The 22,531-nt window shown below is 59.2% G+C and carries 25 protein-coding genes; 17 read left to right on the top strand and 8 right to left on the bottom strand.

Annotated features, from left to right (window positions below):
- The first annotated feature begins 1,721 nt into the window (after positions 1-1,721).
- Entirely contained in the window at positions 1,722-2,096 is a 375-nt protein-coding gene (locus CB0101_RS15290; protein ID WP_168187916.1) for a hypothetical protein, read from the top strand.
- Positions 2,097-2,462: 366 nt separating this feature from the next.
- Here the strand turns inward: CB0101_RS15290 and CB0101_RS15835 are convergent, their stop codons facing one another.
- A complete protein-coding gene (locus CB0101_RS15835; protein ID WP_210409966.1) occupies positions 2,463-2,561 on the bottom strand; it encodes a helix-turn-helix domain-containing protein in 99 nt (32 codons plus the stop codon).
- Positions 2,562-2,571: 10 nt separating this feature from the next.
- On the bottom strand, positions 2,572-2,763 hold the full coding sequence (locus CB0101_RS15530) for a hypothetical protein (protein ID WP_010306342.1): 192 nt from the start codon (positions 2,761-2,763) through the stop codon (positions 2,572-2,574).
- A gap of 310 nt (positions 2,764-3,073) precedes the next feature.
- Here CB0101_RS15530 and CB0101_RS05290 point away from each other — a divergent pair, with 310 nt between their 5' ends.
- From CB0101_RS05290 to CB0101_RS05265, 6 genes are all read left to right on the top strand, one after another.
- Complete coding sequence (locus CB0101_RS05290; RefSeq protein ID WP_010306345.1) at positions 3,074-4,462, top strand: undecaprenyl-phosphate glucose phosphotransferase; 1,389 nt, start codon at positions 3,074-3,076, stop codon at positions 4,460-4,462.
- The gene (locus CB0101_RS05285; protein WP_083798534.1) at positions 4,452-5,174 is read left to right on the top strand and encodes a YdcF family protein; all 723 of its coding nucleotides are present in this window, start codon (positions 4,452-4,454) and stop codon (positions 5,172-5,174) included. The genes CB0101_RS05290 and CB0101_RS05285 overlap by 11 nt, the downstream gene beginning before the upstream one ends.
- An 89-nt stretch (positions 5,175-5,263) precedes the next feature.
- The gene (locus CB0101_RS05280; protein WP_010306351.1) at positions 5,264-5,494 is read left to right on the top strand and encodes a type II toxin-antitoxin system VapB family antitoxin; all 231 of its coding nucleotides are present in this window, start codon (positions 5,264-5,266) and stop codon (positions 5,492-5,494) included.
- Positions 5,494-5,892 (top strand): type II toxin-antitoxin system VapC family toxin, encoded by a 399-nt coding sequence (locus tag CB0101_RS05275; protein ID WP_010306355.1) that lies wholly within the window; start codon positions 5,494-5,496, stop codon positions 5,890-5,892. The genes CB0101_RS05280 and CB0101_RS05275 overlap by 1 nt, the downstream gene beginning before the upstream one ends.
- A gap of 118 nt (positions 5,893-6,010) precedes the next feature.
- Positions 6,011-6,952 (top strand): hypothetical protein, encoded by a 942-nt coding sequence (locus CB0101_RS05270; RefSeq protein ID WP_136643988.1) that lies wholly within the window; start codon positions 6,011-6,013, stop codon positions 6,950-6,952.
- Positions 6,953-7,042: 90 nt separating this feature from the next.
- Entirely contained in the window at positions 7,043-8,302 is a 1,260-nt protein-coding gene (locus tag CB0101_RS05265; protein WP_043717254.1) for a glycosyltransferase WbuB, read from the top strand.
- A gap of 187 nt (positions 8,303-8,489) precedes the next feature.
- On the opposite strand, the gene CB0101_RS05260 is transcribed toward CB0101_RS05265, so the two are convergent.
- On the bottom strand, positions 8,490-8,720 hold the full coding sequence (locus CB0101_RS05260) for an NUDIX hydrolase (RefSeq protein WP_010306369.1): 231 nt from the start codon (positions 8,718-8,720) through the stop codon (positions 8,490-8,492).
- A gap of 30 nt (positions 8,721-8,750) precedes the next feature.
- Between CB0101_RS05260 and CB0101_RS05255 the strand changes: the two genes are divergently transcribed.
- The 3 genes from CB0101_RS05255 (at position 8,751) to CB0101_RS05245 (ending at position 10,154) form a co-directional block, all read left to right on the top strand.
- Positions 8,751-9,449, top strand: coding sequence for a YdcF family protein (locus CB0101_RS05255; protein WP_010306373.1), 699 nt, complete (start codon positions 8,751-8,753; stop codon positions 9,447-9,449).
- A 76-nt stretch (positions 9,450-9,525) separates the two neighbouring features.
- Positions 9,526-9,747: a type II toxin-antitoxin system VapB family antitoxin gene (locus tag CB0101_RS05250; RefSeq protein ID WP_246833829.1), complete on the top strand. Its 222-nt coding sequence runs from the start codon at positions 9,526-9,528 to the stop codon at positions 9,745-9,747.
- Positions 9,747-10,154, top strand: a complete 408-nt coding sequence (locus tag CB0101_RS05245; RefSeq protein ID WP_010306380.1) for a type II toxin-antitoxin system VapC family toxin — start codon at positions 9,747-9,749, stop codon at positions 10,152-10,154. Before CB0101_RS05250 ends, CB0101_RS05245 begins: the two co-directional genes overlap by 1 nt.
- A gap of 37 nt (positions 10,155-10,191) precedes the next feature.
- Here the strand turns inward: CB0101_RS05245 and CB0101_RS05240 are convergent, their stop codons facing one another.
- Complete coding sequence (locus CB0101_RS05240; RefSeq protein WP_071778115.1) at positions 10,192-10,293, bottom strand: type II toxin-antitoxin system Phd/YefM family antitoxin; 102 nt, start codon at positions 10,291-10,293, stop codon at positions 10,192-10,194.
- A 115-nt stretch (positions 10,294-10,408) separates the two neighbouring features.
- On the opposite strand from CB0101_RS05240, the gene CB0101_RS05235 reads away from it, so the two are divergent.
- Positions 10,409-11,155, top strand: coding sequence for a hypothetical protein (locus tag CB0101_RS05235; protein WP_010306384.1), 747 nt, complete (start codon positions 10,409-10,411; stop codon positions 11,153-11,155).
- Positions 11,156-11,247: 92 nt separating this feature from the next.
- Here the strand turns inward: CB0101_RS05235 and CB0101_RS15750 are convergent, their stop codons facing one another.
- Positions 11,248-11,376 carry a hypothetical protein gene (locus CB0101_RS15750; protein ID WP_010306388.1) on the bottom strand — a complete coding sequence of 43 codons (129 nt, stop codon included), beginning with the start codon at positions 11,374-11,376 and terminating at the stop codon, positions 11,248-11,250.
- 4 nt (positions 11,377-11,380) lie between these two features.
- Positions 11,381-11,881: an NUDIX hydrolase gene (locus CB0101_RS05230; RefSeq protein WP_010306392.1), complete on the bottom strand. Its 501-nt coding sequence runs from the start codon at positions 11,879-11,881 to the stop codon at positions 11,381-11,383.
- A 185-nt stretch (positions 11,882-12,066) separates the two neighbouring features.
- Between CB0101_RS05230 and CB0101_RS05225 the strand changes: the two genes are divergently transcribed.
- The 4 genes from CB0101_RS05225 (at position 12,067) to CB0101_RS05210 (ending at position 16,873) form a co-directional block, all read left to right on the top strand.
- Complete coding sequence (locus CB0101_RS05225) at positions 12,067-12,615, top strand: YdcF family protein (RefSeq protein ID WP_136643987.1); 549 nt, start codon at positions 12,067-12,069, stop codon at positions 12,613-12,615.
- 19 nt (positions 12,616-12,634) lie between these two features.
- Positions 12,635-14,071: an undecaprenyl-phosphate glucose phosphotransferase gene (locus CB0101_RS05220; protein ID WP_050778755.1), complete on the top strand. Its 1,437-nt coding sequence runs from the start codon at positions 12,635-12,637 to the stop codon at positions 14,069-14,071.
- A 67-nt stretch (positions 14,072-14,138) separates the two neighbouring features.
- Entirely contained in the window at positions 14,139-15,500 is a 1,362-nt protein-coding gene (locus tag CB0101_RS05215) for a hypothetical protein (RefSeq protein WP_136643986.1), read from the top strand.
- Positions 15,497-16,873 (top strand): glycosyltransferase, encoded by a 1,377-nt coding sequence (locus CB0101_RS05210; RefSeq protein ID WP_010306404.1) that lies wholly within the window; start codon positions 15,497-15,499, stop codon positions 16,871-16,873. The genes CB0101_RS05215 and CB0101_RS05210 overlap by 4 nt, the downstream gene beginning before the upstream one ends.
- Here CB0101_RS05210 and CB0101_RS05205 read toward each other — a convergent pair.
- Positions 16,862-18,589 carry a glycosyltransferase gene (locus tag CB0101_RS05205; protein ID WP_136643985.1) on the bottom strand — a complete coding sequence of 576 codons (1,728 nt, stop codon included), beginning with the start codon at positions 18,587-18,589 and terminating at the stop codon, positions 16,862-16,864. The two genes, CB0101_RS05210 and CB0101_RS05205, sit on opposite strands and share 12 nt — an antisense overlap.
- Before the next feature lie 209 nt (positions 18,590-18,798).
- Positions 18,799-19,653: a tetratricopeptide repeat protein gene (locus CB0101_RS05200; RefSeq protein ID WP_136643984.1), complete on the bottom strand. Its 855-nt coding sequence runs from the start codon at positions 19,651-19,653 to the stop codon at positions 18,799-18,801.
- Between the two features lie 171 nt (positions 19,654-19,824).
- On the opposite strand from CB0101_RS05200, the gene CB0101_RS05195 reads away from it, so the two are divergent.
- Positions 19,825-20,850 carry a glycosyltransferase gene (locus CB0101_RS05195; RefSeq protein WP_168187946.1) on the top strand — a complete coding sequence of 342 codons (1,026 nt, stop codon included), beginning with the start codon at positions 19,825-19,827 and terminating at the stop codon, positions 20,848-20,850.
- Positions 20,847-22,328: a DUF563 domain-containing protein gene (locus tag CB0101_RS05190; RefSeq protein WP_010306422.1), complete on the top strand. Its 1,482-nt coding sequence runs from the start codon at positions 20,847-20,849 to the stop codon at positions 22,326-22,328. Before CB0101_RS05195 ends, CB0101_RS05190 begins: the two co-directional genes overlap by 4 nt.
- Positions 22,329-22,531 lie beyond the last annotated feature (203 nt).

The following is a 22,531-nucleotide window of genomic DNA, read 5'->3' as shown; positions in this document are numbered from 1 at the left end:
CAGTTTTTTTGTCAAGACTTCTCCAGCATTACTCATAATTCTAGCTACTATAATTACTGCATCTGATTTTCGTAAAACCTCTAAATTCCTTTTATTTTGGTATTTTGTAAATTTTCTTTATATCTTATCCGTTAATATTGCAGGCAACTCTAGATATTCATCCCTTGGCATATTTGTTTTAGGCGTTGGTCTTCTTTTTAAAAGATATCCTACAAAAATTTTTGGTTTTTATTCTTAATTTTTGCTCCTATATCTTTTATTCGAACTTATTTTGGTAGGTTTAGAACGCAAGGTTTTTCTCAAATTTTCGAATACTTTTCTGTCATTCCTGCGGCTGCTGATTTTACTGAATTTCTAAATATTATTTTGTTTTCCCTCTTTAACTCAAACTATTTAGCTGCGGTGGCTACTAATCAAACCTATTCATTTTCTTTTTTCCAAAATATGCTTTCAATTTCGCCTCTTCCCGGGTTTTTAATTCCTTCCGATGTAATGAATTCTGCTTTACTAGATAACTTGATATCACCTGTCGTCCCTTATCCTGGTTTTAGCCAGATTGCTGGATCATCTTTCTTTACTTTAATGCTTACTCTTTTCATATATGCACTGTCCCTTTTTTATCCCTACAGGCGTTTAAAGTACTATAAATTTGATCTTATTTCACTAATTTCTGCATCACTTTCCGTTATTAGTATTCTTGTCTTGTTTCAATATCCTCTTAGATTAAGTACTCGTCTTACTTGGTTATCGCTGTTTATACTTGTCATTCCCCCTTTATTTAGGAACTTTAAAAAAATCTTTTCCTCAGTGTAACCTATGTCAAAAAGTCTATATGTAGTTCTGTTCCGAACGTTAGGTGTATCTTTTTTCCTTTTTATCTCTGCATTTTGGGTTAATATTTCCACTGCAAGGGCTCTTACCATAGAGAATAGAGGTATATATTCTTCGTTTGTTTTCTTTGTTTTATTATCTTCTCAGTTGAACCTATTTGGTTTGCCTAAATCCTTAAACCTTAAGTTTGCTGAAATTGATGATGATTTGAAAAGTGCCTTTTCTGTTGTAATTTCTATTGTTACCTTCTCATCAGCAATATCTTCGATTTTCATAGCTTTTTTCTCTCCATTCAGTTCCGAAATCTATTTAAAGCTTCTTTTTGTAATAACCGCGATTGCGGCGTCTATATACTCTTTAATATTGGCCTTTACTCAAAGATTTCCTAACCTATTGGCTTTTAATTTTCTGAGAGTTAGTTACTCTTCTTTTTTGCTGATTTTCGTTTGTTTGGTTCCTTTATTTTTCAATGTTTCCTTGGTCGGATACTTTATATTTTCAACTTCCCTTGCATATTTTTTGTCAATTATTTTTTTAGTATATAGATATTATTTGCCATCTTCAAATTTTTCTTTTTTTTCTCGAGCTGGAAAGAGTCATGGCTTAAGGGATTAGGCCTGATAAGCAATAAATCTTTTGCGTTCCTAAGTCTTTCTTTTTTTCGCTCTGAAATTATTGGAGTCATAATAAATAACTATGACAAGATTGTTGTTTTGCTTTTAGGCTCTCTAGATGGTTTCGCATTATATTCCGTATCGTACGTGGCGACTAGAAGCTTTCAAGTTTTTGCCTCCAGTCTCGCTTCCATCGTTTATGCTAGATCTCAGTCTAAGACTGTAAGAATTGTGAGACGTAATGTTTTGCTAACTATATTATTTTCAGGCTGTCTCATGCTCCCTATTGCGTTATTAGTTTCTATTGTTAGCAATCAGTTGGTTGTCTTATTGTTCGGACGTGATTATTTGCCTGCTGCACCTTTGATTTCCATTTTATCCTTCGAAGCTGCTTTTAACGGGTTGAGTTTCATCGCTTCTCAATTCTTTATAGTACTTTCTCTGCCAAAAATTTTATTTTACAGGCAGCTTTTTTCGCTTATCCCTTTGATTTCATCAATCTTTCTTATCTCATATTTTGAGCCAACTATTTTGATGGCTTTTGCGATGATGGTCGCAGCCATTATTCGCTTGCTTTGCGCGTTCTTCTATATAGTTATTAGGCTTGATCCGCCGAATCCCCCGGTTTCAGGAAAGTTGTCACCCCTCTGATCTGAACACCCGGGGGCTTGAGGACATGACCAATGCGTCGTTACAGCCAGGCCGTTAAAGCTGATGTGAGGAGGAGGATGAGCCCGCCTCACAGGCAGAGCGTGGCTCAGATTTCTGATGAGCTGGGCATTCACATCGCCCCCGCCATGGTCAAAAATCCAGGCGACAACTTTCCTGACGGCGGGGGCCTTCACGTAGCCCAGGCACATGGGCAGCAGCGGCTGAGTGCGGACCAGCGCCTGGATCTGCGTCTTCTCATCGACGCAGAGCACCATCCCCTTGTCGGGAGGATTCAGGTACAGCCCGGCGATGTCGCGGACCTTCTCCACAAAGAAAGGGATCTGTGGAGAGCTTGTAGCCGAAGGCTTACGCGAAGCGGTGATGCTTCTGCCGGTGGGGTTGGGCCGAGAAGGTCTGCAGCCAACGGTGCACCGTGGTTTTGGAGATCCCAGTCGCTGCCGCCAAGGTCCGGGCGCTAACGCTTGCGCCACTTACCGACGGTCATGCCCGTCAGCACTATTCGTGTGGCGATGGCAGGGTTGGTTTCGCCAGCACCGCAGGCCAACACGATCTGGGCGCGCTGAACGATGGAGTGAGGCAGTGAACGGGAGCTGGCAAGAGCCTGGAGCTGCTGATCCTCGTCGTTGCTGAGAACCAGCGGAAGCATCGGTCGACCAAGCGCCACTGGGCACCTCGGGTACACCCCTGAGTCTAGCTACTATTAACGGGTGGCCCCGAAGCTCCTCGCCGGTGAAGGCCTTACCAAGGAAGAGTTCATCCATGCCACCGCCGTTCACGCCGGGCGCGCCTGCCGAGCTGGGCGCCCGATGCGGCCATTTGGCCCGAAAGCTCGCGGAGGAGCACTTCGCCAGGATTCCGTGCTCTAGCGCTTTGAGCAGCAGCGATTGGCTTTGCACAGTTGAATGGTCTTGCCTCAATAAAGCTCCCAACCCTTGAAGCGCTCACCTTGGGGCGGTTTGTTTCGCCTGCATGGCCAGGACATTTCCCGCCTGCAACGTCTGCTCGATCCCCTCGTGCTCACCCTGCTGTTCCTGGGTTTCGACTCTGGCAGTCGTGGGCTGGGCAGTGAAGCCTGGTTGCCTTTCTGGATCCTCCTGCCTCTGACGGCGATCCTGATTCTTCCCCGTGCCGGGCTCTATTCCAGCTATCGGCACCGCAGTCTGCGAGTGCTGATCCGCCGGATCACAACCTCCTGGTTGTTTGTGCTGGGTCTTCTGCTAACGGCAGCTTTTATCAGCAAAAGTTCAGCATCGTTTTCGCGTCTCGACAGCAGCCTTTGGGCCTTCAGTGGTTGGTTGTGGTTGTTGTCCACCCATGTGTTGCTGCGCAAGTGGTTGCGATGGCATCGAAGTCAGGGAGGCAACAGCCGCACCATTGTCTATTGGGGTCTTCCTGATGCGGCTGAGGCTTTTGCTGAGCAGATCGCCAGCAACACATGGATGGGGTATCAGATCATTGCCTGGTTTTCGCCGGCACCAACACGGCCGGATCAACATTCGCAGAATTTGCCCAGCTGCTCCGGTGGCTTGCGAGAGCTGCGTGATTGGTTGAACAGTCATGATGTCGACCGCTTGGTGTTCAGTCACGTCACCCGTGATGGCCTGGGGATGGATCAGATGGTTCAATTATTTGGAGATTGCTCCATCCCGATTGTCTATGCACCGCACTGGGCGCATCCCACGATGCGCTTCACGGTCGACAGCATCGGCACACAGCCCTGTATCGATCTCTGGGGAAGTGAGGGAAGTCTGCTTGATCGCCAACTGAAACGTAGTTTTGATCTCGTTCTCACTGGCATCGGCGTGGTGTTGATTGCACCGTTGCTGCTGGTGATTGCGATTGCCGTGAAGCTTTCAAGTCCAGGCCCTGTCTTTTACATGCAGGATCGTTACGGCTTGGATGGAAAGCGGTTCAAATGTTTCAAGTTTCGCAGCATGCGTGTGCTCGATTCTGCTGATCAAGCAGTGGTGAAGCAGGCCACGGCTGATGATCCGCGCATCACGCCTGTAGGAGGTTTCCTACGCCGTTGGAGCCTGGACGAGCTGCCGCAGCTGTTCAATGTGCTCCGTGGTGACATGAGCCTGGTGGGGCCTCGCCCCCATGCGGTGCAGCACAACGAGCTCTACCGCAGAGTGATCCCCGGTTACATGCAGCGCCATGCCTGTAAACCTGGGATCACGGGTCTTGCCCAGGTGTCTGGTTGGCGCGGTGAAACGCGTGAGTTGTCAGACATGGAAAATCGCATTTATGCCGATCTCACCTATCAACGTGAATGGAGTCTGAAGCTTGACATCAAGATCCTGATCAAAACCTTCCTGCGGCTTCGCTCCGGAAATGCCTATTGAATGGCAGACCTGTCCGCCGGATCCTTTGCTGTGGATCCAATGGCGTGAGCCTCTGCTCCAGCTGCTGTTCACCCCCTGGCTGTTGCTGCCCTTGGTGGCGATCGGTTTTGGCCTAGTGCTGTGCTTGTTGCCATGGTCACTGCCTTGGCCATGGCGTGCGCTGCTGCTTACGACTCTTGTCTTGCTCAGCAGTGGGATCTATTCCCCAGCCGCCACCGATCTGATGAGCCGCTGGCTGACTGCTCGGCAGCCAGATTCCGCCGTGACGGCTTCTCACCGTCCTCTCCCCCTGGCTGTTTTGCTGGGGCGTGGTCCCCAGATCGCCCAGGCCACCACCGCTGAAGCTGCGCGTCAACTGAACAGCAATGCGGTGGCGGTTGTGTATGTGTCGGGTCATCAGCCCAGCACGGCCCAGCGCTTGCTGAGGCTCGGGGTGCCGCCAGAGCGGGTCGCCGGTGATTCCTGCGCCCGCACCACCTGGGAGAACGCCACCCACACTTCGCTGTGGTTACAGCGTCACTATCCAGGAGCAGCGGTGCTGTTGATCACCGACCCCTGGCAGCTGCCGAGGGCAGCGCGAGCCTTTGCCCATCAGGGTCTCACCGTGTGGCCCCTCGCGGTGGAGCCTCGTCTCAGTGCCCGTGAACGCAACCGGCTGGCGTTGCGCGAAACCGCAGGTACCTTGCTTTATGCCCTGCAAGGTCGGATGTAGGCAGGGACGGCCCTGAATACCTCCTACTCGTCTGCTTGCTCGCCTTCCGCAGCTAAAATAGATTAAGCCTGTCTACACACGTCGCCGCCGTGGCTCTCAACATCCGAAACCCGGAGGCAGATCGCCTGGCCGCACAGGTGGCCTGCCTCGCTGGCGAAACCAAATCGGATGCTGTGATCCTGGCCCTCAAGGAACGCCTCCAGCGTTCGCTGATCTATCGCCTCGATCAGATTGCCCTGCGCTGTGCGGCTCGACCGATCCTGGATCTCCGCAGCGCTGACGAGATCTGCGGCTACGACGCCAGCGGCCTTCCCTCCTGATGGTGATCGATCCCTCAGCCGTTCTGGCCATCCTTCAGAACGAACCGGAGCGTCAAGCCTTCAATGCAGCCATTGCCAGTGCCGATCACTGCGCCTTGTCGGCCGCATTACTTGTAGAACTCTCGATCGTGATCGAGGCCCGGTACGGGTCTGATGGCCAGGGAGATCTGGATCTGTTTCTCAACACGGCACAGATCAGCATCGTGAGCCTGGATCGCGGACAGGCCGAAATCGCACGCGCAGCCTTCGCTCGGTACGGCAAGGGTCGTCATCGCGCCAGCCTCAATCTTGGCGATTGCTTCTCTTATGCCCGTGCCCAGTGGCTCGAACAACCCCTGCTGTTCAAAGGTCATGATTTTTGCCACACCGATCTCCAGCCAGCCTGCCATGTGACATGAGGCGTCATTCAGCTTTTACAGAAGCAACAGCACCTAATGCACTTCGCCTGCCGGTACCAGCCTCCAGCTCCTGCAACAATCAGGGGCTAGTTCAATGCCATCATCCAAAATCCCTCAAATGCGCATCTCCCGCTTCCTCATAGCTCTCTCTGCTTTAGGAGGATTCGCGCTTGTCGGAGAACTTGCAGCTCGCTATGTCTTCGGTCTTGGCACTCCACCACTCTACGTGGCCGATCCGCTCACTGAATATCGCCTTAAGCCCTCCCAGCAGTTGCGACGCTTCGGTAATCACATCGAGGTGAATCGCTTCTCGATGCGTTCTAAGCCGCTTGCCAGCAATGCACGGGGCCAACGTCGTGTCCTTGTTTTTGGGGACAGTGTGGTGTGGGGCGGCAGCCAACTCGATCAGAGTTTAATCGCTACCGAGCTTCTGTCTGAGCCAGGCATAATTGAAGTGGGTAATGTCAGTGCAAGCAGCTGGGGCCCTGGCAATATGCTCGGCTACGCCAAACGTTTCGGCTTCCTGGATGCCACCGACGTGGTGCTGGTGATCAGCTCCCACGATGCGGCCGACAACCCCAGCCCTGCTCCGTTCCGGGGCGATCTCAATCGCCCGCTCGAGAGCCCACCCTCTGCATTTGTTGAGGGCGTCCAGCGCTTCTTGCTGCCCCGCCTCGGAGTCCGCCTTGCCCCATCCCCGGCACCCAGCAGCAGCGCAGGAGCGGAACCACCTCCAGCCAAACCGACCACTGCCACCGATCCGCGTGTGCAGCAGGCCCTAAGCGATCTGCGCGCGTTCCTCACCCTTGCCCGCGCCAGTGGCGCCCGACTGGTGGCCGTGCAGTTCGCCAACCGCGAAGAAGCTCGCAGCGGCCAGCTGCAGTTGGGTAATCAGTGGATTGCCAAAGTGCTGAGACAGGAGCGCATCCCCAGTCTTCAGACCGGCCCAGTTTTTCGTTCTTGCGGGCCTATTGACAGCCTCTACACCGATGGCATTCATCCTTACACCGCTGCTGGTCAAGCGTGTTTAGCCAAGGCCATCGAGCAGGCGTTACAGTAACAACGGAGCAATTAACTAACTCGGGACATTCTTTAACTACCTGCACGTTCTCGAACTAAATAAGAACATCACTTTGCATTCAAATTTTCTGTGAGAATTCTGTTTTACGGTCTTAATTATTATCCCGAACCGGTAGGAATTGGTAAATACACAGGTGAATGGTCTTGCTGGCTTGCATCGCGCGGCCATCAGGTGCGTGTGATCACGGCACCGCCCTACTTTCCGCAATGGCGGGTGCAGCCCGGCCATCGCAATGCCTATGCCACTGAACAGCACGATGGCCTGTTCGTGCAGCGCTGCCCCCTCTGGGTGCCCCGTCAGCCCAGTGGCCTCACCAGACTCCTGCATCTTGCCAGCTTTGCCCTCTCCAGCCTTGTGCCCCTGCTCGCGCAGCGGTCTTGGCGGCCGGATGTGGTGATCACCGTGGCTCCGGCGTTTTTTTGTGCACCCGGAGCCCTGTTGTTGCGCCGCGTGGTGGGCCGGCCATGCATCAGCTGGATGCATATCCAGGATTTTGAACTGGATGCTGCCTTCGAGCTTGGCTTGCTCAAGGGGCGTTGGTTGCGCTCGATTGCCGAGGGTTGGGAGCGGCGCACCCTGCAGGGCTTCTCGGTGGTGAGCAGCATCAGCACCGCCATGGTGCAAAAGCTGGATACCAAAGGTGTGCCCGACAGCCGAACCCAGCTCCTCCCCAACTGGGTGGATCTCAAAGCTATTCAGCCCCAACGCGGTGCCGCCCGTAGTGCCAACAGCTACCGCCAGGAGTTCGGTATCAGCCCTGATCAGATCGTGCTCCTCTACTCGGGCTCGATGAACAAAAAGCAGGGCCTGGAGATGCTCGCTGAAGTGATCCAACGCCTCAGCGATCAGCCCAACCTGGTGTGGCTCCTCGCCGGTGAAGGCCCCACAAAGGCGGAGCTCATCCAAGCCACTGCCGGTCTGCCCCAGGTGCGCCACCTGCCGCTGCAGCCAGCAGAACGGATGGACGACTGGCTGAATGCCGCAGACATCCATCTGCTTCCTCAGAAAGCCGGCGCCGCTGATCTTGTGCTCCCCTCCAAACTTCTGGGTATTCTCGCCAGCGGCCGCCCTCTTGTAGCCAGTTCGCCGGAGGGCAGTGAATTGGCGTTGCTGGCCGGCCAGGCCGGGCGCTGTGTACCACCAGGTGATGCCGCAGCCTTTGCAGATGCGCTTCAGGAGTTGATTGAAAGTGCTGTGCTGCGCGCCCAATGCGGGCGTTTGGCCCGTCAGCTGGCGGAGGAGCACTTCGGCCAGGATTCCGTGCTCCAGCGCTTTGAGCAGCAGCTGCTTGATGAACATCGTTCAGGTACTCGCGCAGATGGCCGGTGAGCTCTCGCGCTAACGCCTGCTTCGGCGTCAGCCATTCCACTTCAATAATCTCCAGCCCGTCCACCTGGATCACCGGCCGCTCGCTGCACCCCAGCCCATAAATCCACACCGTGTTTTCACCCCGCGCTGAGCGCTCGCACAGCACCCACGGCTCCACAAACCGCGCCAGCGGCAGCTCCACCCCCAATTACTCGAACAGCTCCCGCCGCGCCGCCTGCTCTGGTGCTTCACCGCGATCGATCCAGCCGCCAGGCAGCGAGAGCTCACGCCGATAGCTCGCTTGCACCAGCAACACCCGCCCCTGGCACCACAACGCCACCAGCGCACCACGGGTGCGAGGTTTCACCACCAGCCGGTCAACGTCATAGAGCCAAGCCGCCAGTGTCAGCAGACGTAATCGCAGGATCCAGCGCTTCATCCCACCAGCCTCCTGCAGTGATGCCACAGCGTGCCTGATTCAACGGCGATCGCCTGGAGCCATTGCCCGTCTGCTCCCTGGCTTTGGCTGCAGCTGCGAGAACCGCTCCTGGCTGTGGGCTACCAGCCCTGGTTGCTGGGGCCACTGTTGGGCCTGCTCGTGTGGTGGATTGCGCGTCGTCCGCTGCCGGTGGTGGTGGCGATGGTGCTCATCGCGGTGCTCTACAGCCCGATCGGCACCACGGCCCTATCCGCCTGGTTGCAGGGGCAGTTGCCCCCAAGCGTTCCTGCTGCCTCGCAGCCCGTGGCGGTGCTGCTGGGCCGCGGACCGCAGATTGCTGCCGCCACCACTGCTGAAGCCTCTCGGCTGGTGCGCGATCACGCCGCCGTAGCGGTCTACGTGTCGGGCGATGCCTTCGCCGCGGCCCAGGCGCTGCAACGCCAAGGGGTGCCCGCGCCCCTGATCGCGGGCGATTCCTGCGCCCGCACCACCTGGGAGAACGCCACCCGCACCGCTACTTGGCTGCGCCGGCACCACCCCGGAGCTCCGGTGGCCTTGATCACCGATCCCTGGCAGCTGCCGCGTGCCACCGCAGCCTTTAGGCGTCAGGATCTGGTGGTGATGCCCATTGCCGTGGATCCGCTCCTCAGCGCCGGCCAGCGCAACCGGCTGGCGTTGCGGGAAACTGCCGCCACGCTGCTCTATGGGTTGCAAGGGCGGCTACACTAAATGAAGCTTGTCTACACACGCTAACGCCGTGGCTCTCAACATCCGAAACCCGGAGGCTGATCGCCTGGCCGCACAGGTGGCCTGCCTTTCTGGAGAAACCAAAACGGATGCTGTGATCCTGGCCCTCAAGGAACGCCTCCAGCGTTTGCAGTCCCAGCCCGAGGCGGGCAAGGTCCGGCAGCGTTCGCTGATCCATCGCCTCGATCAGATTGCCCTGCGCTGTGCGGCTCGACCGATCCTGGATAGCAGCAGCGCTGATGAGATCTGCGGCTACGACGCCAGCGGCCTTCCCTCCTGATGGTGATCGATCCCTCAGCCGTTCTGGCCATCCTCCAGAACGAACCGGAGCGCCCTGCCTTCAATGCAGCCATCGCCAGTGCCGATCATTGCGCCTTGTCGGCCGCATCCCTCGTGGAACTCTCGATCGTGATCGAGGCCCGGTACGGGTCTGATGGCCAAGGAGATCTGGATCTGTTTCTCAGCACGGCACAGATCAGCATCGTGAGCCTGGATCGCGAACAGGCCGAAATCGCACGCGCAGCCTTCGCGCGGTACGGCAAGGGTCGTCATCGCGCAAGCCTCAATCTCGGCGATTGCTTCTCCTATGCTCTGGCCCAGTGGCTCGAACAACCCCTGCTGTTCAAAGGTGATGATTTCTGCCACACCGATCTCCAAGCTGCTTACCCTGTGAAATGGGCGTCGTAACGCTTTCAGTAGCGGGCCCCATCGCGCAGGTCTCGCATCACCTGCCGCGTCGTGTGATTTCCACGTCTTCCCCATGCTCCACGGCATCCAGCAGAGCTGAAAGCTGCGCTTTTGCCTGCGCCACGGTCAGGCGCCTCATTTGCGGTTCCCAAATGGTCACATGACCATCTTGTCGCGTGGTGTCTCGTGGCTTGTTGCTGTCCTGATGGTTTTGTTTCGCGGTGGTTGTGTTGGCTGAATCATTCCGCCGTGTCTTGAATCCCTTCGCAGGCCGCCTGCGCCTGCACGGCAGCGATATCAGCCGTTTGCAGCGTCTCCTTGATCCCTTAGGCGTCACGCTGCTGTTCCTGCTGCTGCAGCGCCCTGAGGTCTGGGATGGCTCCCAGCTGACGCTCCAGCCCTGGCTGTGGGTGTTGGTGAGCTGTCTGCTGCTCCTCCCCACCAGCGGCATCTACGCCAGCTATCGCCAGCGCTCCCTGTTCACGCTGGTGCGTCGCGTCACCAGCGGTTGGGTGCTGGTGCTCACGGCCCTGCTGCTGCTCTCCTACGCCACCAAATCCACCGCCAACTTCTCCCGCGTCGACACCAGCCTCTGGGCTCTTTCCAGTTGGCTGTTGTTGCTGCTCAACCACGTGGGCCTGCGCAAACTGCTGCGCTGGCACCGCAGCCAGGGTGGAAACCAGCGCACCGTTTTATATTGGGGCGCCGTGGACGCCGCCGCCGCCTTTGCCCGTGAGTTGCAGCAGGTCCCCTGGACGGGGATGCAGCTCGCCGCCTGGTTCAGCCCTGAACTGATCAGCCCCGATCACCAGCCGGCCCATCTCCCGCCCTGTGGCGGCAGCCTCAACGAGATGCGCCTCTGGCTGGAGCGCAACAGCGTGGATCGCATCGTGTTCAGCCATGTCACCCGCGATGGCGTCGGCATGGAGCAGGTGCTGCGCCTGTTCGGCGACACGGCTCTGCCGGTGATCTATGCCCCCCACTGGGCCAGTGCTGTCTGAAAGTCATTTCAGCCCGTTCCTGTCAGGCTGACGCCAACCCGGGCGAGCATTCGGCTGATGTCGTGTGCCACGGCCATTAGGGACGTGACGCGTCAGCGTTCGCCGAGGCCCTGCGCGACTTGATCAACGCGCCAGAGCAACGCGCCGCTGCAGGCCGCCGGGCCCGTGCCATCGCCGAGCAGCGATTTGGTGTGGATACGGTGCTCAAGCGCTTTGAACATCAACTCAGCAACGAACTCTGTTGGCGTCGTCTTCGTCTGCGTTCAACTTGAACTGGTGCAGCAGATACTCCCGTAGATGCCCCGTGATAGGCATCTGCAGCGCTTCAGTAGGTGTAACCCAGATCACCGACAGGATTTCCAGCAGGTCTACCCGCACGGCGGGTTCTGCAGCGAAGCTCAGCCCGTAGAACCACACGGTGTTGGTTCCTCGCGCCGAGCGCTCGGTGCACACCCACGGCTGCTGAAACAGCTCCAACGGCGCCACCACACCGAGCTCTTCTTCCAGTTCCCGTTGGGCTGCGTGTTCCGGCGCTTCGCCGCGGTTGATCCAGCCGCCGGGTAGCGACAGCTCGCGCCGGTAACTCGCCACCACTAACAACACACGCCCCTGACACCACAACGCCACCAAAGCGCCCCGCGTGCGGGGCTTGGCGATCAGCCGGTAGAGGTCAAACAGGCAGGCCGCCAGCCAATAGAGGCGACAGCGCAGGATCCAGCGCTTCATCAATGCAATGTGCCCCATCACCTCGTGTTGTGCATGTGATCCCTGATTCCTTTGCCTGATCCATCGGCGATCGCTTGGAGCCATTGCCCGCCGGAGCCACTGCTCTGGTTGCAGCTGCGTGAGCCATTGCTCCAGGTTCTCTATCGCCCCTGGCTGGCCTTGCCACTGCTGGGTGGCCTGGTTTGGTGGCTGCCCTGCTTGCGCTGTCAGCCTTGCTGTACAGCCCCATCGGCACTACTGCTTTAACCACCTGGATGGAGGAACAGATCCCCACCTCCACCAGCTCGCCAGGTCCGTTGCATCCACCAGCTGTGGCCGTTGTGCTCGGCCGCGGACCGCAGATCGCCGCTGCATCCACTCGCCTGGCAGCGGCGTTGCTGCGAGATCAAGACGCGGCAGCTGTGTACGTGTCGGGCGATGCCACCAGCACGGCTGAGGCACTGGAGCGCCAGGGCGTGGCCAGCGATCAGATCGCCGGTGATTCCTGCGCCCGCACCACCTGGGAGAACGCCACCCACACGGCCGCCTGGTTGCGCATCCATCACCCCCTGGCGCCCGTGCTGTTGATCACCGATCCCTGGCAGTTGCCCCGCGCCACCGCCGCCTTTCGGCGCCAGGGCCTGGAGGTGCAGCCCATGGCCATCAATCCCCACCTCACGGCTCGCCAGCGCAATCGATTGGCCCTGCGCGAAACCGCCGCCACCTGGCTCTACCGGCTGCAAGGACGCCTGTAGGGCCTCGCTCTCTGTTGGTATGACCTCACCACAGTCACCGTCCCGGCGTCGCTGGGGTGGTTGGTTGCGCCTGTATGGCGACGACCTCAACCGCCTGCAGCGGCTCGTGGATCCCCTCTACGTCACCCTGCTCTTCGATGGCTTGGTGCTCACGCAGCTGCGGCCCCGCTCCACCGCGGAGGAGTGGTTGATCGCGGCGGTTGTCGCCACGTTGGCCGCGCTGATCTTGCCGCAGGGCAAGTTGTATCAGAGCTACCGCCAGCAATCGCTGCTCACCTTGATGCGGCGGTTGAGCCTGAGCTGGTTGCTGTTGCTCGCCGTGCTGCTGGCCCTGGCTTTTGGCACCAAGGTCTCAGCCCAGTTCTCGCGCCTAGCGGTCATGAATTGGGCGCTGCTCGGCTGGTGCGGCCTGTTTCTGTTGCATGTGGGCGGCCGCAAACTGCTGCGCTGGTGGCGCATCCGCGGCGGCAACACCCGTTCGCTGGTGTATTGGGGCACCGCAGCATCAGCGGTGGACTTTGTTCGGCGCCTGGAGCAATCCCCCTATCTCGGCCTCAAAGTGGTGGCCTGGTTCAGCCCCGCTCCCCCGCCTATTGAGCAGCGGCTCCCGGCCGGGATGCCCGCCTGGGGTGGTGGTCTGCCACAGCTGCGCCATTGGCTCGACGATCACAGCGCTGATCAGATCGTGTTCAGCCATGTCACCACCGATCAGTGTTCGATGGTGGATCTGCTGCGCTTCTTTGGCGACACCTGTATCCCGGTGACCTATGCGCCGGGTTGGGTGATGCCCGGGATGCGTTTCGCGGTGGAGCACGTGGCCGATCAGCCTTGCATTGATCTGTGGCGGCCCCACCATTCCGGCTTGGATGCCGGCTTCAAACGCCTGTTTGATCTGGCGGTGGCGGGCTTTGCCCTCACACTGCTCAGTCCGCTGTTGATCGGCTTGGCCTTGGCCATTCGCTGCACCAGCCCTGGGCCCGTGCTGTTCAAGCAAGACCGCTATGGCCTCGATGGCCGCCGCTTCTTGATCTACAAGTTCCGCAGCATGCGCGTGGTGGAAGCCGGTGATCAAAAGGGCCTCCGCCAGGCCACCCGCAACGATCCCCGCATCACGCCGCTGGGTGCGGTGATGCGCCGCTGGAGCCTCGATGAACTGCCCCAGTTGCTGAATGTGCTCAAGGGTGACATGAGCGTTGTGGGCCCCCGGCCCCATGCGGTGGATCACAACGAGCAATACCGCCAACTCATCCCCGGCTACATGCAGCGCCACCTCGCCAAACCCGGCATGACCGGCCTCGCCCAGATCCGCGGCTTCCGCGGCGAAACCGCCACCCTCGAAGCGATGGCCAACCGCATCGCCGCCGACCTCGAATACCAACGCGATTGGAGCCTGAGCACCGACCTACGCATCCTCATTCAAACGGTGCTGCATTTGAAGTCGAGCAATGCCTACTGAGGCTGGCCTGGATCGCGCCATGCATCAGCTGACTAGCGCAGTGCATCGCCGCAATGTTGCCAACAAGATGAGCCATCTTTCTGCCTGGGGCGTGTTGAGCTGCCGTTCGTCGATCCGCCGGCTCAGCCCCTCAGCCGCTCTTGCGGCTTCACTCGCTGTTGCGGCGGTTGCTCCTGCTCAGGCATCGGGTTTGCAGTGGAGGCTCACCAACCCTGGCGCTGCACCACCATCGAGCCGCCCTGCGGCTGCCGCCAGCGGTGGTTTGCCATGGCGGGTTGTGCCCCGTGATCCGGTGCCCCAAGCCACACCCAGTGCTCCAGATGTGGCCACAGCCAGTGGCTTGTCATGGCGCACACGCACCCCGGATCAGATCCAAGAACAGCGCCAAGAATCCAAGCAACAACTGCTGGAGGCTCAGGACGAGCAGCGCCAGCTCAAGGCAGTCATCCCATCCAGCGGCCCGACCTACGCCAATTTCCGTGCCCTATGGCGCGATGGGGATTGGCTGCCGCAGATCAGCAGCTTGGTGCCCGTGGGCTACGGCCCCAAAGGGGTGATGCTCACGCTCTACGGCCGAGGGCTCGATTGCGTGGCCGGTAAGGGTGAATGCCCGGGCTTCACCACCTATTCGGCCTGGCAAAGCTCGCTTAATCAATTGGGAAGTGGGCAAATCGAGCAGGTGATTGGCTTTGGGGATCCCATCAAGGCCTTTTCGGTGGTGCTCAACAACAGCTCAGAAGGCCTGGCTGCCAGTGTGCCCTCAGGAACTCTGGATTCCACCAGTGTGTTCACCGGTAATCAAACCGGTGTTCATCTGGCTAAAGCCTTTGGACCGGATACCTCGATTCGTACCGGAATCGACAACTTGATCCGCTGGGATGGCAACAGCGCCTTCTACGATCCGCTCAGCTTTTATGCCGTCGCCACCCAGCGCATCCGCATCAACGATGAACGCTCCCCTTTGTTCTCCAGCCTCTACTTAACAGCGGGCATCGGCAACGGTGATTACCGGCCGATTGAGCAGATTGTGCAGGCGCAAACGGCTGCCTTGCGGGCAGCGGGTTGTGCCACCTATGGCTTCACACCCAAGAAACCTTGCAGCCAAGACACCTTTAACCGCGCCATCCAGTCGGGTAGTAATTACGGCACGATCAATCCGATCGGCTCGCTGGGTCTTGAGGTGTACAAGGGCGTCAACCTGATCAGCGAGTGGACCGGCCGCAACCTCAACCTCGGCGTGAGCTGGCGGCCTGTTCCCCAGTGGGGCTTTGTGATCACGCCCATGGTGCAGAGCCTTGTTCAAAACTGTGAATATGCAGGCTGCAAGGTGAAGATGCCTGGTGCCAGTGGCACCTTCCCACTCCCCTCGTCGGTGCTCACCCAGCGCGCGCGCTTGAGCGTGCAGGCTTCCGTTGAAGTGAAATTTTGAAGCCCAGGATTGGCCTGGTCAGCTTCGCGTGGACAGCCGATCACCCGGGTGGTCTCCGCAGCCATGTGGTGGATTTGGCCCATGCCCTGTGTGATCAGGGCTATGCGGTGTTTGTGCACTGCGTGAACACCGATCCCCAGGCACCGCTGTTTGAAACCCGCAGCTGGATTGAGAACGGCATCCATGTACAAGAGCTGAACTACGCCTATCAGGATCTCCAGGCCCTGCCTGGCTTCCAATGCGTGGATCAGGCCGAGGTGATTCTGTGCGAGTGGGTGCGCTATCACCAGCTCCAGCTCGTGGATGTGCACCACACCCTCTATGTGGGCGTCCGCGTTTTGCCGGTGCTATCCGCGCTGGTGCCTGTTGTGGCGACGCTCCACGATTACTGGTTGCTCGATCCCCGCGGCCAGTTGTATGGCTTCGCCTCAAGGCCCGACGGCCTGCTCACCGATGAGGCCTGGGAAGCCGGTGTACGGCAGACGTGGCCTCAGGCCTATGAGAAGAGTCGCTTCCTGGCGCGTTACTTTCAAGCGAACCAACAGCTAGATCCACCCAGCTTGATGGCGCGCTGGCAGGCTTTCTCACGCCAATGCCTGGCCTCATGCCAGCGGCTGGTGGCTCCTTCTCAGGCCGCAGCAAGCGTGTTTGCTGCCCATGGCATTGAGTCGGATCTTCAGGTGATTGAAAATGGCATCGACACCGACGGCATCAGTGCCGGATTAAGCCGAGAACCTCCTCATCCCACTCCCCTCCCCTCTCGCATCCGGCTGGGTCTGTTAGGTCATCTGGTTCCATCAAAAGGGCAACTCGCGTTTTGCGAAGCGTGTTTGCATCCAGATCTCAAAGGCCTCATTCAGCTCAGCCTCTACGGAAGCATTCCTGACACCTACCAGGGCGACCCTGCACCACAGCAGCGTTTGCAGGCGATCATCCGCTCTCATCCCGATTGGGTCGCCTGGCATGGACCCTATCGCCGCGATCAACTCGCCTCCATCTTCGCTGCGATTGACTGTCTGGTGATGCCCTCCTTATGGCAGGAGGTCTACGGCTTGATTGCACGCGAAGCACTTTGTTATGGCTTGCCGCTGATCGTGACGAATGCTGGTGCCCTCGCCGACCTAGCCGGCCGAAGCCGTGTGTTCATGCTTGATGCTGATCAGCCCGATCGTTGGGCGCAGGCCTTGATGGCAGCCTTGGATGAGGGGCCATTGTTCCGCTGGGTGTATGAACGCCGTCAGCGCCGCATGCCCAGTGATGCCCAGGTCCGCACCTCGGCGGCCTGTGCAGCCGAGGTGGCTGATCTCTATCAGCAGGTGTTAGTGGGGCACCCCAGTTCTTTGCTCTCGGCGGCGGCTGTTTCATCCAGCTAAAGCCCACTCGCGGGCGCGGCCATCCGCCTGGGTTGGATCACTCGCTTCAGGCCACCAGGGCCTACAGGTGGAAAGCCGTGTTCCCCAGCGCGCTCGCATCAGCCGCAGTGCGCTCTGTTCTGTTGGGCTGTTGCGGCAATCGCGGCTTTGGCTTTCCTTGTGGATCAGCACCGCTTCCGGTGGAATCACATGCCGATAGCCCGCCTGCCCGAGCCGCAGGCAGAAATCCACGTCATTGAATTCAACCGGTAGCGCCGGATCAAATCCCCCCGCCTGCTCGTAAAGACTGCGGCGCACCATCAGGCAAGCCCCGGTCACGGCCCCCCAGTTGCTCAACAACTGACTGCGACCGCGGTGCACGCGATGCCTGTGCGGTAAGCCGCGATAGGCGTGATCAGCGCCCCCGTGCAGTCCCACCACCACGCCACCGTGTTGCAGGCTGCCATCGGGATAGAGCAGATTGGCGCCCACGCAGCCGATGCTCTCGCGGCAGGCTTGGGAGGCCATGGCCTCCAGCCAGCCAGCCTCGATCGCCTCGATGTCGTTGTTGAGAAAGAGCAACAGCTCCGGTTGTTGATCAGTTGCGCTGTTGTGCACCACGCCGCGGTGGTTCAGAAGGCTCCAGTTGAACGCACGCGCATCACGCACCACGCTGAAGCGCTCCCCCAGCTTCCCCTGCCATTGCTTCAACAAAGCCTCGAGATCAGCCTCGGTGGATCCGTTGTCGATCACCACGATCTCCCAGCCCACAGCCCCGCCTTTGAGAGTGGTCTCCAGGCTTTGGAGGCAAGCTGCGAGCAGCGGCGCTTGGTTGCGCGTGGGGATCACGATGCGGCAGCGCTGTTCGGTGGGTGTCGGCCACTGCAAGCTCAGGCCACCTTTCACTTGATCGGAGGCGCCAACGCGAACGTCTCCCTCCCCCATCCGCTGCAGATGAGCCTTTAGGGCGTTCACCTGTTCAGCCGTTGCCTCGCAGGCTTGATCCAAGCGATGCACCAGCACCTGGGGCACCATGCCTGGGCAGGGGCGCTGCTCCAAGGCCCGCCAGATCCACTGCTGTTGTTCCTCTGGCTCCAGCGGTGGCAGCGGCAGTTGCTTCAACCGCAGCCAGCTCACGCGCCAGGCTGACAACGACTCAAGCCAGGGCATCGCCCAGTAGCTCTCCCAGCACCACCCCGGCTTGAACCAGGGATCGCGTCGCTCGTGTTCGATCAGCCGATCTTCATCGCAATAGATCAGATCGGGTTGGGCATCGGCAGGGCACTGCTCCAACCATTGCTCGATGGCCTGCAGGCCACCAGCGCGCAGCTTCGCTGCCCGATGCATCAGCACAATCCAGCCTTGTTGCGGCATCGAATCAGGCGGCTCCAACCACCACGGCTGTGCCAGCCGCCGGCTGCTCAACGGCAAGCGCGGCTCCAATGCGGCACACCACAGCTTGTAGCTGCCAGCTGAGCCCCCGCGTTCCAGCGGCTCTCCGCCCAACAGGTGTGTCAGCTGCAGTGCAGCGTCATGGTCTGCAATCCAGTGCTCTTCCGGTAGAGCTTCCCGGGCACGCCTGAAACAGGCCCAGGCTTTTTCATAGCGCTTGAGCTCAAGCAAGAGCTCCGCTAAGGCGAACCAGTTCCAGCCGAGCTGGGGATCGAATTGGCAACTAAGGGTTTGATGCTGCTCAGCCCGATCCAGTTGACCGCATGCTGCAAAGTATTTACCCAACAGGTGATGCGCGCTGGCATGGTCGTGTTTGATGGAACAAACCTGCTCCAAGAGAGGCAGGGCTTGATCCCATTGCCCCACCTGAACGAGTGCATCAGCTGTGCTGTAAAGCTGTGCCCATGAAGCGTTTTGCACACAGCTTCTCCAGTCCTAATGATCTAACAAAAACTGCACCCAAAGGGCCTCGGCCATGCATAAACTGAATACGGCTATGCAGGGATTGGGTTGCTTGTCTCCAGCTCCGGTCTGAGCAGTTCTCGATACAACAAGGCCGCTTCGCGGTGCTCTCCTCGTTCATCCAGCAGCTCCGCCAGTCGCGGCAGAACGGAGCGGCGTTGTTCGGCGTCGACCCCATCCGCCAGCGTCTTCAGCAGTTGTTGCGCCGCTTCCAGCTGTTGATCAGCTCGCAACAGCTCTGCCTGCTGAATCCAGACCTGCAGATTCACGCTTCCAGGTTGATCACCCAGCCATTGTGCCAGTGCTTCGCTGGCGGCTTCAATGTTCTGGTCTGCCAGCTGAGCCAGGATCCAGTTATTGCGGAAACTGCCCAACACACCCAGCTCGTTCATCACGGCCTGTTGCCCCACGAGCGGCTCCAGCAGGGTCAAACACACTTGATGGCAGCCACTGGCCAGATGGGCTGAGGCGGCATTGAGCCGGTGGTGCACGCTGTGGGGATTGAGCTCGAGGGCTTGCTCGAAGTGCTCCAGGGCAACCTCGAGCTCGCCTTGCAGCAGCGCCGCCTTGGCCTGAGCGGCGAGCAGAGCATCGTTCGGCTGGCCCCAGCGTTCGCTCAGCTCAGCCAGGGCTGCCGCCGCTTCGGCACTGGTGTTGGGCTGCAACTGCGCCACGATGGCTTCCAACTGGCGGTTCAGCTCCGCCGGCGCCTCATCGCTAGTGCTCGCCTGGGTTGCTTCCAGCTCCCCGCTCAACCCCGTCTCGCGCACAACCGCTTCCGCGATGACCGAGGGCTGGTCTTCGGCCTGCACAACAGCGGCTGGGAGGCTGACGTTCTCGGGCCCCATCAGCAACGCAATCACCTGGCGGTAGAACGGAACCGCCATCTCCATGGCACCGCGTTGATTCAAATCTTCCGCCATCTCTAGATAACGGTGAATCAAGGTGTTGCGTGCTTCAGCGTTTGACCCGCATTGGGCATCAGGCTTGGAAACAGCTGCTGAACACGCCGGCTCTGCTGGGGTTGCATCCTTGCTTTTCTTGCTGCGCTGTTTGGCTTGGCGCTTGCCCATCGCTTCTGCTCACCATCCACCCATCCATTGTTACCTGAATCCTGTGATCTTGCGGTTGTTCTTCCCTTTCGCAATGCGCAGCGCTGGTTAGCGGAGAGCCTGCTCGCGCTGGTGAACGCGTCTCAGGATCTTCGTTGGCAATTGATCGCCGTAGATGACGGATCCACGGATCAGGGTGGGCATCTTCTTCGCCGCCTCACCGCACACTGGCCCGCGCAGCAATGCATCCTTCTGCGCACCCCAGGAATCGGAGTTGCAGCGGCGCGCAACCTTGCCATCCGCACCACCAAGGCGCCCATCATTGCCCTGCTCGATGCCGACGATGCGGCCCTTCCCCGCCGTTTGCAGGCACCACTGCACCACCTGCGGGCCAATCCGCAACTGAGTCATGTGCACGGAGGGTGGCTTCGGGTGTGCCCCAGTGGGCAATCCCTAAGCACCGTTGAACCTTGGCGCGATGGAGCAGCGTTTGATCTGCGCTCCGCCCTCACCCACAAGGCTGTGCTGCCCAGCGCCTGGACTCTGCGTCGAGACGCCCTGCTTGCTGTGGGCGGCTTCGATGAGAGCCTCAGCCACGCCGAGGATGTGGATTTAATGCTCCGCTTGGCGGCTGCAGGGCATCTCGGCCAGTGGCTGAAGGAGCCCTTGGTGCGTTATCGCGTGCATCCATCGGCCGCCAGTGCCCACACCAGCGCCGTGATCGATGGCCTTGCCGCTGTGGTGGATCGCCACTTGATCGATCAGCCCCAGCCCTGGGCTGATCAGATCCGCTACGGCACCCTCACCTGGGGGGCTTGGCGGGCTTGGTGCAGTGGTGATCAGCTCCTTGCTTTGCAAACGCTGAGGCGCGCCCGCCTCAGCTGCCCCTTACCCCTGGTGCAGCGACCTGTGCATTTCCTCGAACACATCAGCCGCAGTTGCCTGCGCGATGGCATCGGCTTCGATCGCACCAGCTTCTGTGAAAGCTCCTTTTGGCGCCAGGCCCGGGAGTTGTTGCTCCAACCGCTGTGAGTGCAATATCCGAGGCATGGCCACTGCTCGACCGCGGCAAGCCCCACCATGCCCTTGGCATCTGGCGCGAGCAGTTGCTGCAGAGCCACCGTTGCCTCGCCTACATCGAGGCAGCTCATCAGGCCTTACCCCAAGACCCCCTCGCTGAGCAGCGCAGCCTGGTGCTGCGCCTGCTTGCGCAGCTGCAGGCTGGTGTCCCCGGCGAGGCAGAGATCAGCTTGTTGGGCCAGGTGTTGCGCGGTTGGGCTGCGCTCTGCCTCGACCATGCACCGGGGCGGTCGTTGCAGCTCCTCGAGCGGGCCTGGGCCTGCGGCTCTGATCCACAACTCGATCAGCAGTTGGCGGATCTCTATGCGCGCCAGGGCCTTGCGGCGGGGGCCCATGCCCTAGCGGTGCCCCAGCCACATCAGCCCCCTTGGCCGCAGCGTCACTGCGCTGGCTTGCATTGCCAGCCCTGCTCCTCTGCCTTAGCGGCGAATCCGCTACCGGAGGAGCCCGATCTGCAGATTCATGCCCTCGAGCACGGCCGCATCTGGATTGAACGCCATGTGCAGCTGGGCCAGACCCATGGTGTGGCGGTTGCCCAGGCCGATGGTCGCCTCATCCCGGCCCTCGTGCGCCGCTACCCGTGGCATTGGCCCGATTGCCGCGTTGAGGCGCAACATCAGTTGCAGGTTTTGGCCTTGATGGCCCACCCCCATCACCGGCCCGCTTCAGCGCTTCAGTTCGAGGGCCCGGTGTTGGCGGTGGCGGACCTCTCCGCAGAGTTGTACTACCACGCACAGCTTGAGTTGATGCCGCGGCTGGGGCGCGCCTGGCAGCAATTGAGTGCCCACTACCCAGGCTTGCGGCTCTGGCATAACGGCGGTTCAACGCCTTGGATCCGCGAGGCCCTTCACCATTTAGGCATTCCCGCCGATCGACAACTGTGTGCCCACCGACATCCCCACCTGCAGGCGTGTGAGCTGTTGGTGCCCACCTACACCTCCTCGTTTGGCCGTCCGGGTGTGCGCAGCCTTCATTGGTTGCGAAGGTTTTGGGGCGCCATCAGCGAGCGGCTTCCTCAGGCAGACACCCGTGGCATGGGTGTGTTTCTTTCGCGATCACCGGAACAGCGCCGCCCCCTACTGCAACACCAGCGCTGGTTACTCGCCTTACCCAAGCTTGGCCTCCAAAGCCCGAGCCTCGGCCGCAGCGTGGCTCAGCAGCTCCGTGCCTTGGAGTGCACCGAGCGGGTGGTGATGGCGCACGGCGGCGCGATGGCGAACTTGTTGCTGATGCCGAGGGGTTCGGAGTTGATCGAACTGATGAATCCCGGTTACCAGCCGCCCTACAGCGCCAGCCTGCTCGCCAGCGCCAACCAGCGCCAGCGCCGTTGCCTGGGTGCAGCCACCCCGCCAATCCTTCAAGACCTGCTCTATGCGGGTCCTCTGGAGTGGCCGATTGATCTGGAACCCTCGGCCTTGTCAGCCCTGTGATCGCTCAACTGCTGCAGGTGCTCAGACGACGGGGTAACGAGCGCTTTGGTTGGATGTAGCGCGGAACCTCGCAGCGAATGCCTTCACTGTTGGCCTGAGTGTCGGCTGGCCTGTTGTGGAATGAACACTTTAATACTCAATCAGTGCATAGGCGTATGCAAGCAGCGATTGGCAATGGTTGGGATAAGTGCATCTCGTTAAAG

This window comes from Synechococcus sp. CB0101 (assembly GCF_000179235.2).
Lineage (GTDB): Bacteria > Cyanobacteriota > Cyanobacteriia > PCC-6307 > Cyanobiaceae > Vulcanococcus.
This window is presented reverse-complemented; position numbering and strand designations above follow the sequence as displayed.

Bases quoted from the DNA above. Each gene is read 5' to 3' on its own strand.
- CB0101_RS05230 (WP_010306392.1), bottom strand. From the start codon at position 11,881: ATGAAGCGCTGGATCCTGCGCTGTCGCCTCTATTGGCTGGCGGCCTGC.
- CB0101_RS05285 (WP_083798534.1), top strand. From the start codon at position 4,452: ATGCCTATTGAATGGCAGACCTGTCCGCCGGATCCTTTGCTGTGGATC.
- CB0101_RS05260 (WP_010306369.1), bottom strand. From the start codon at position 8,720: ATGAAGCGCTGGATCCTGCGATTACGTCTGCTGACACTGGCGGCTTGG.
- CB0101_RS05270 (WP_136643988.1), top strand. From the start codon at position 6,011: ATGCGCATCTCCCGCTTCCTCATAGCTCTCTCTGCTTTAGGAGGATTC.
- CB0101_RS15750 (WP_010306388.1), bottom strand. From the start codon at position 11,376: ATGTTCAAAGCGCTTGAGCACCGTATCCACACCAAATCGCTGCTCGGC.
- CB0101_RS05200 (WP_136643984.1), bottom strand. From the start codon at position 19,653: ATGGCGGTTCCGTTCTACCGCCAGGTGATTGCGTTGCTGATGGGGCCC.
- CB0101_RS15290 (WP_168187916.1), top strand. From the start codon at position 1,722: ATGCTCCCTATTGCGTTATTAGTTTCTATTGTTAGCAATCAGTTGGTT.
- CB0101_RS05240 (WP_071778115.1), bottom strand. From the start codon at position 10,293: ATGAGGCGCCTGACCGTGGCGCAGGCAAAAGCGCAGCTTTCAGCTCTG.
- CB0101_RS05215 (WP_136643986.1), top strand. From the start codon at position 14,139: ATGAGCCATCTTTCTGCCTGGGGCGTGTTGAGCTGCCGTTCGTCGATC.
- CB0101_RS05245 (WP_010306380.1), top strand. From the start codon at position 9,747: ATGGTGATCGATCCCTCAGCCGTTCTGGCCATCCTCCAGAACGAACCG.
- CB0101_RS05275 (WP_010306355.1), top strand. From the start codon at position 5,494: ATGGTGATCGATCCCTCAGCCGTTCTGGCCATCCTTCAGAACGAACCG.
- CB0101_RS15530 (WP_010306342.1), bottom strand. From the start codon at position 2,763: ATGCTTCCGCTGGTTCTCAGCAACGACGAGGATCAGCAGCTCCAGGCT.
- CB0101_RS05220 (WP_050778755.1), top strand. From the start codon at position 12,635: ATGACCTCACCACAGTCACCGTCCCGGCGTCGCTGGGGTGGTTGGTTG.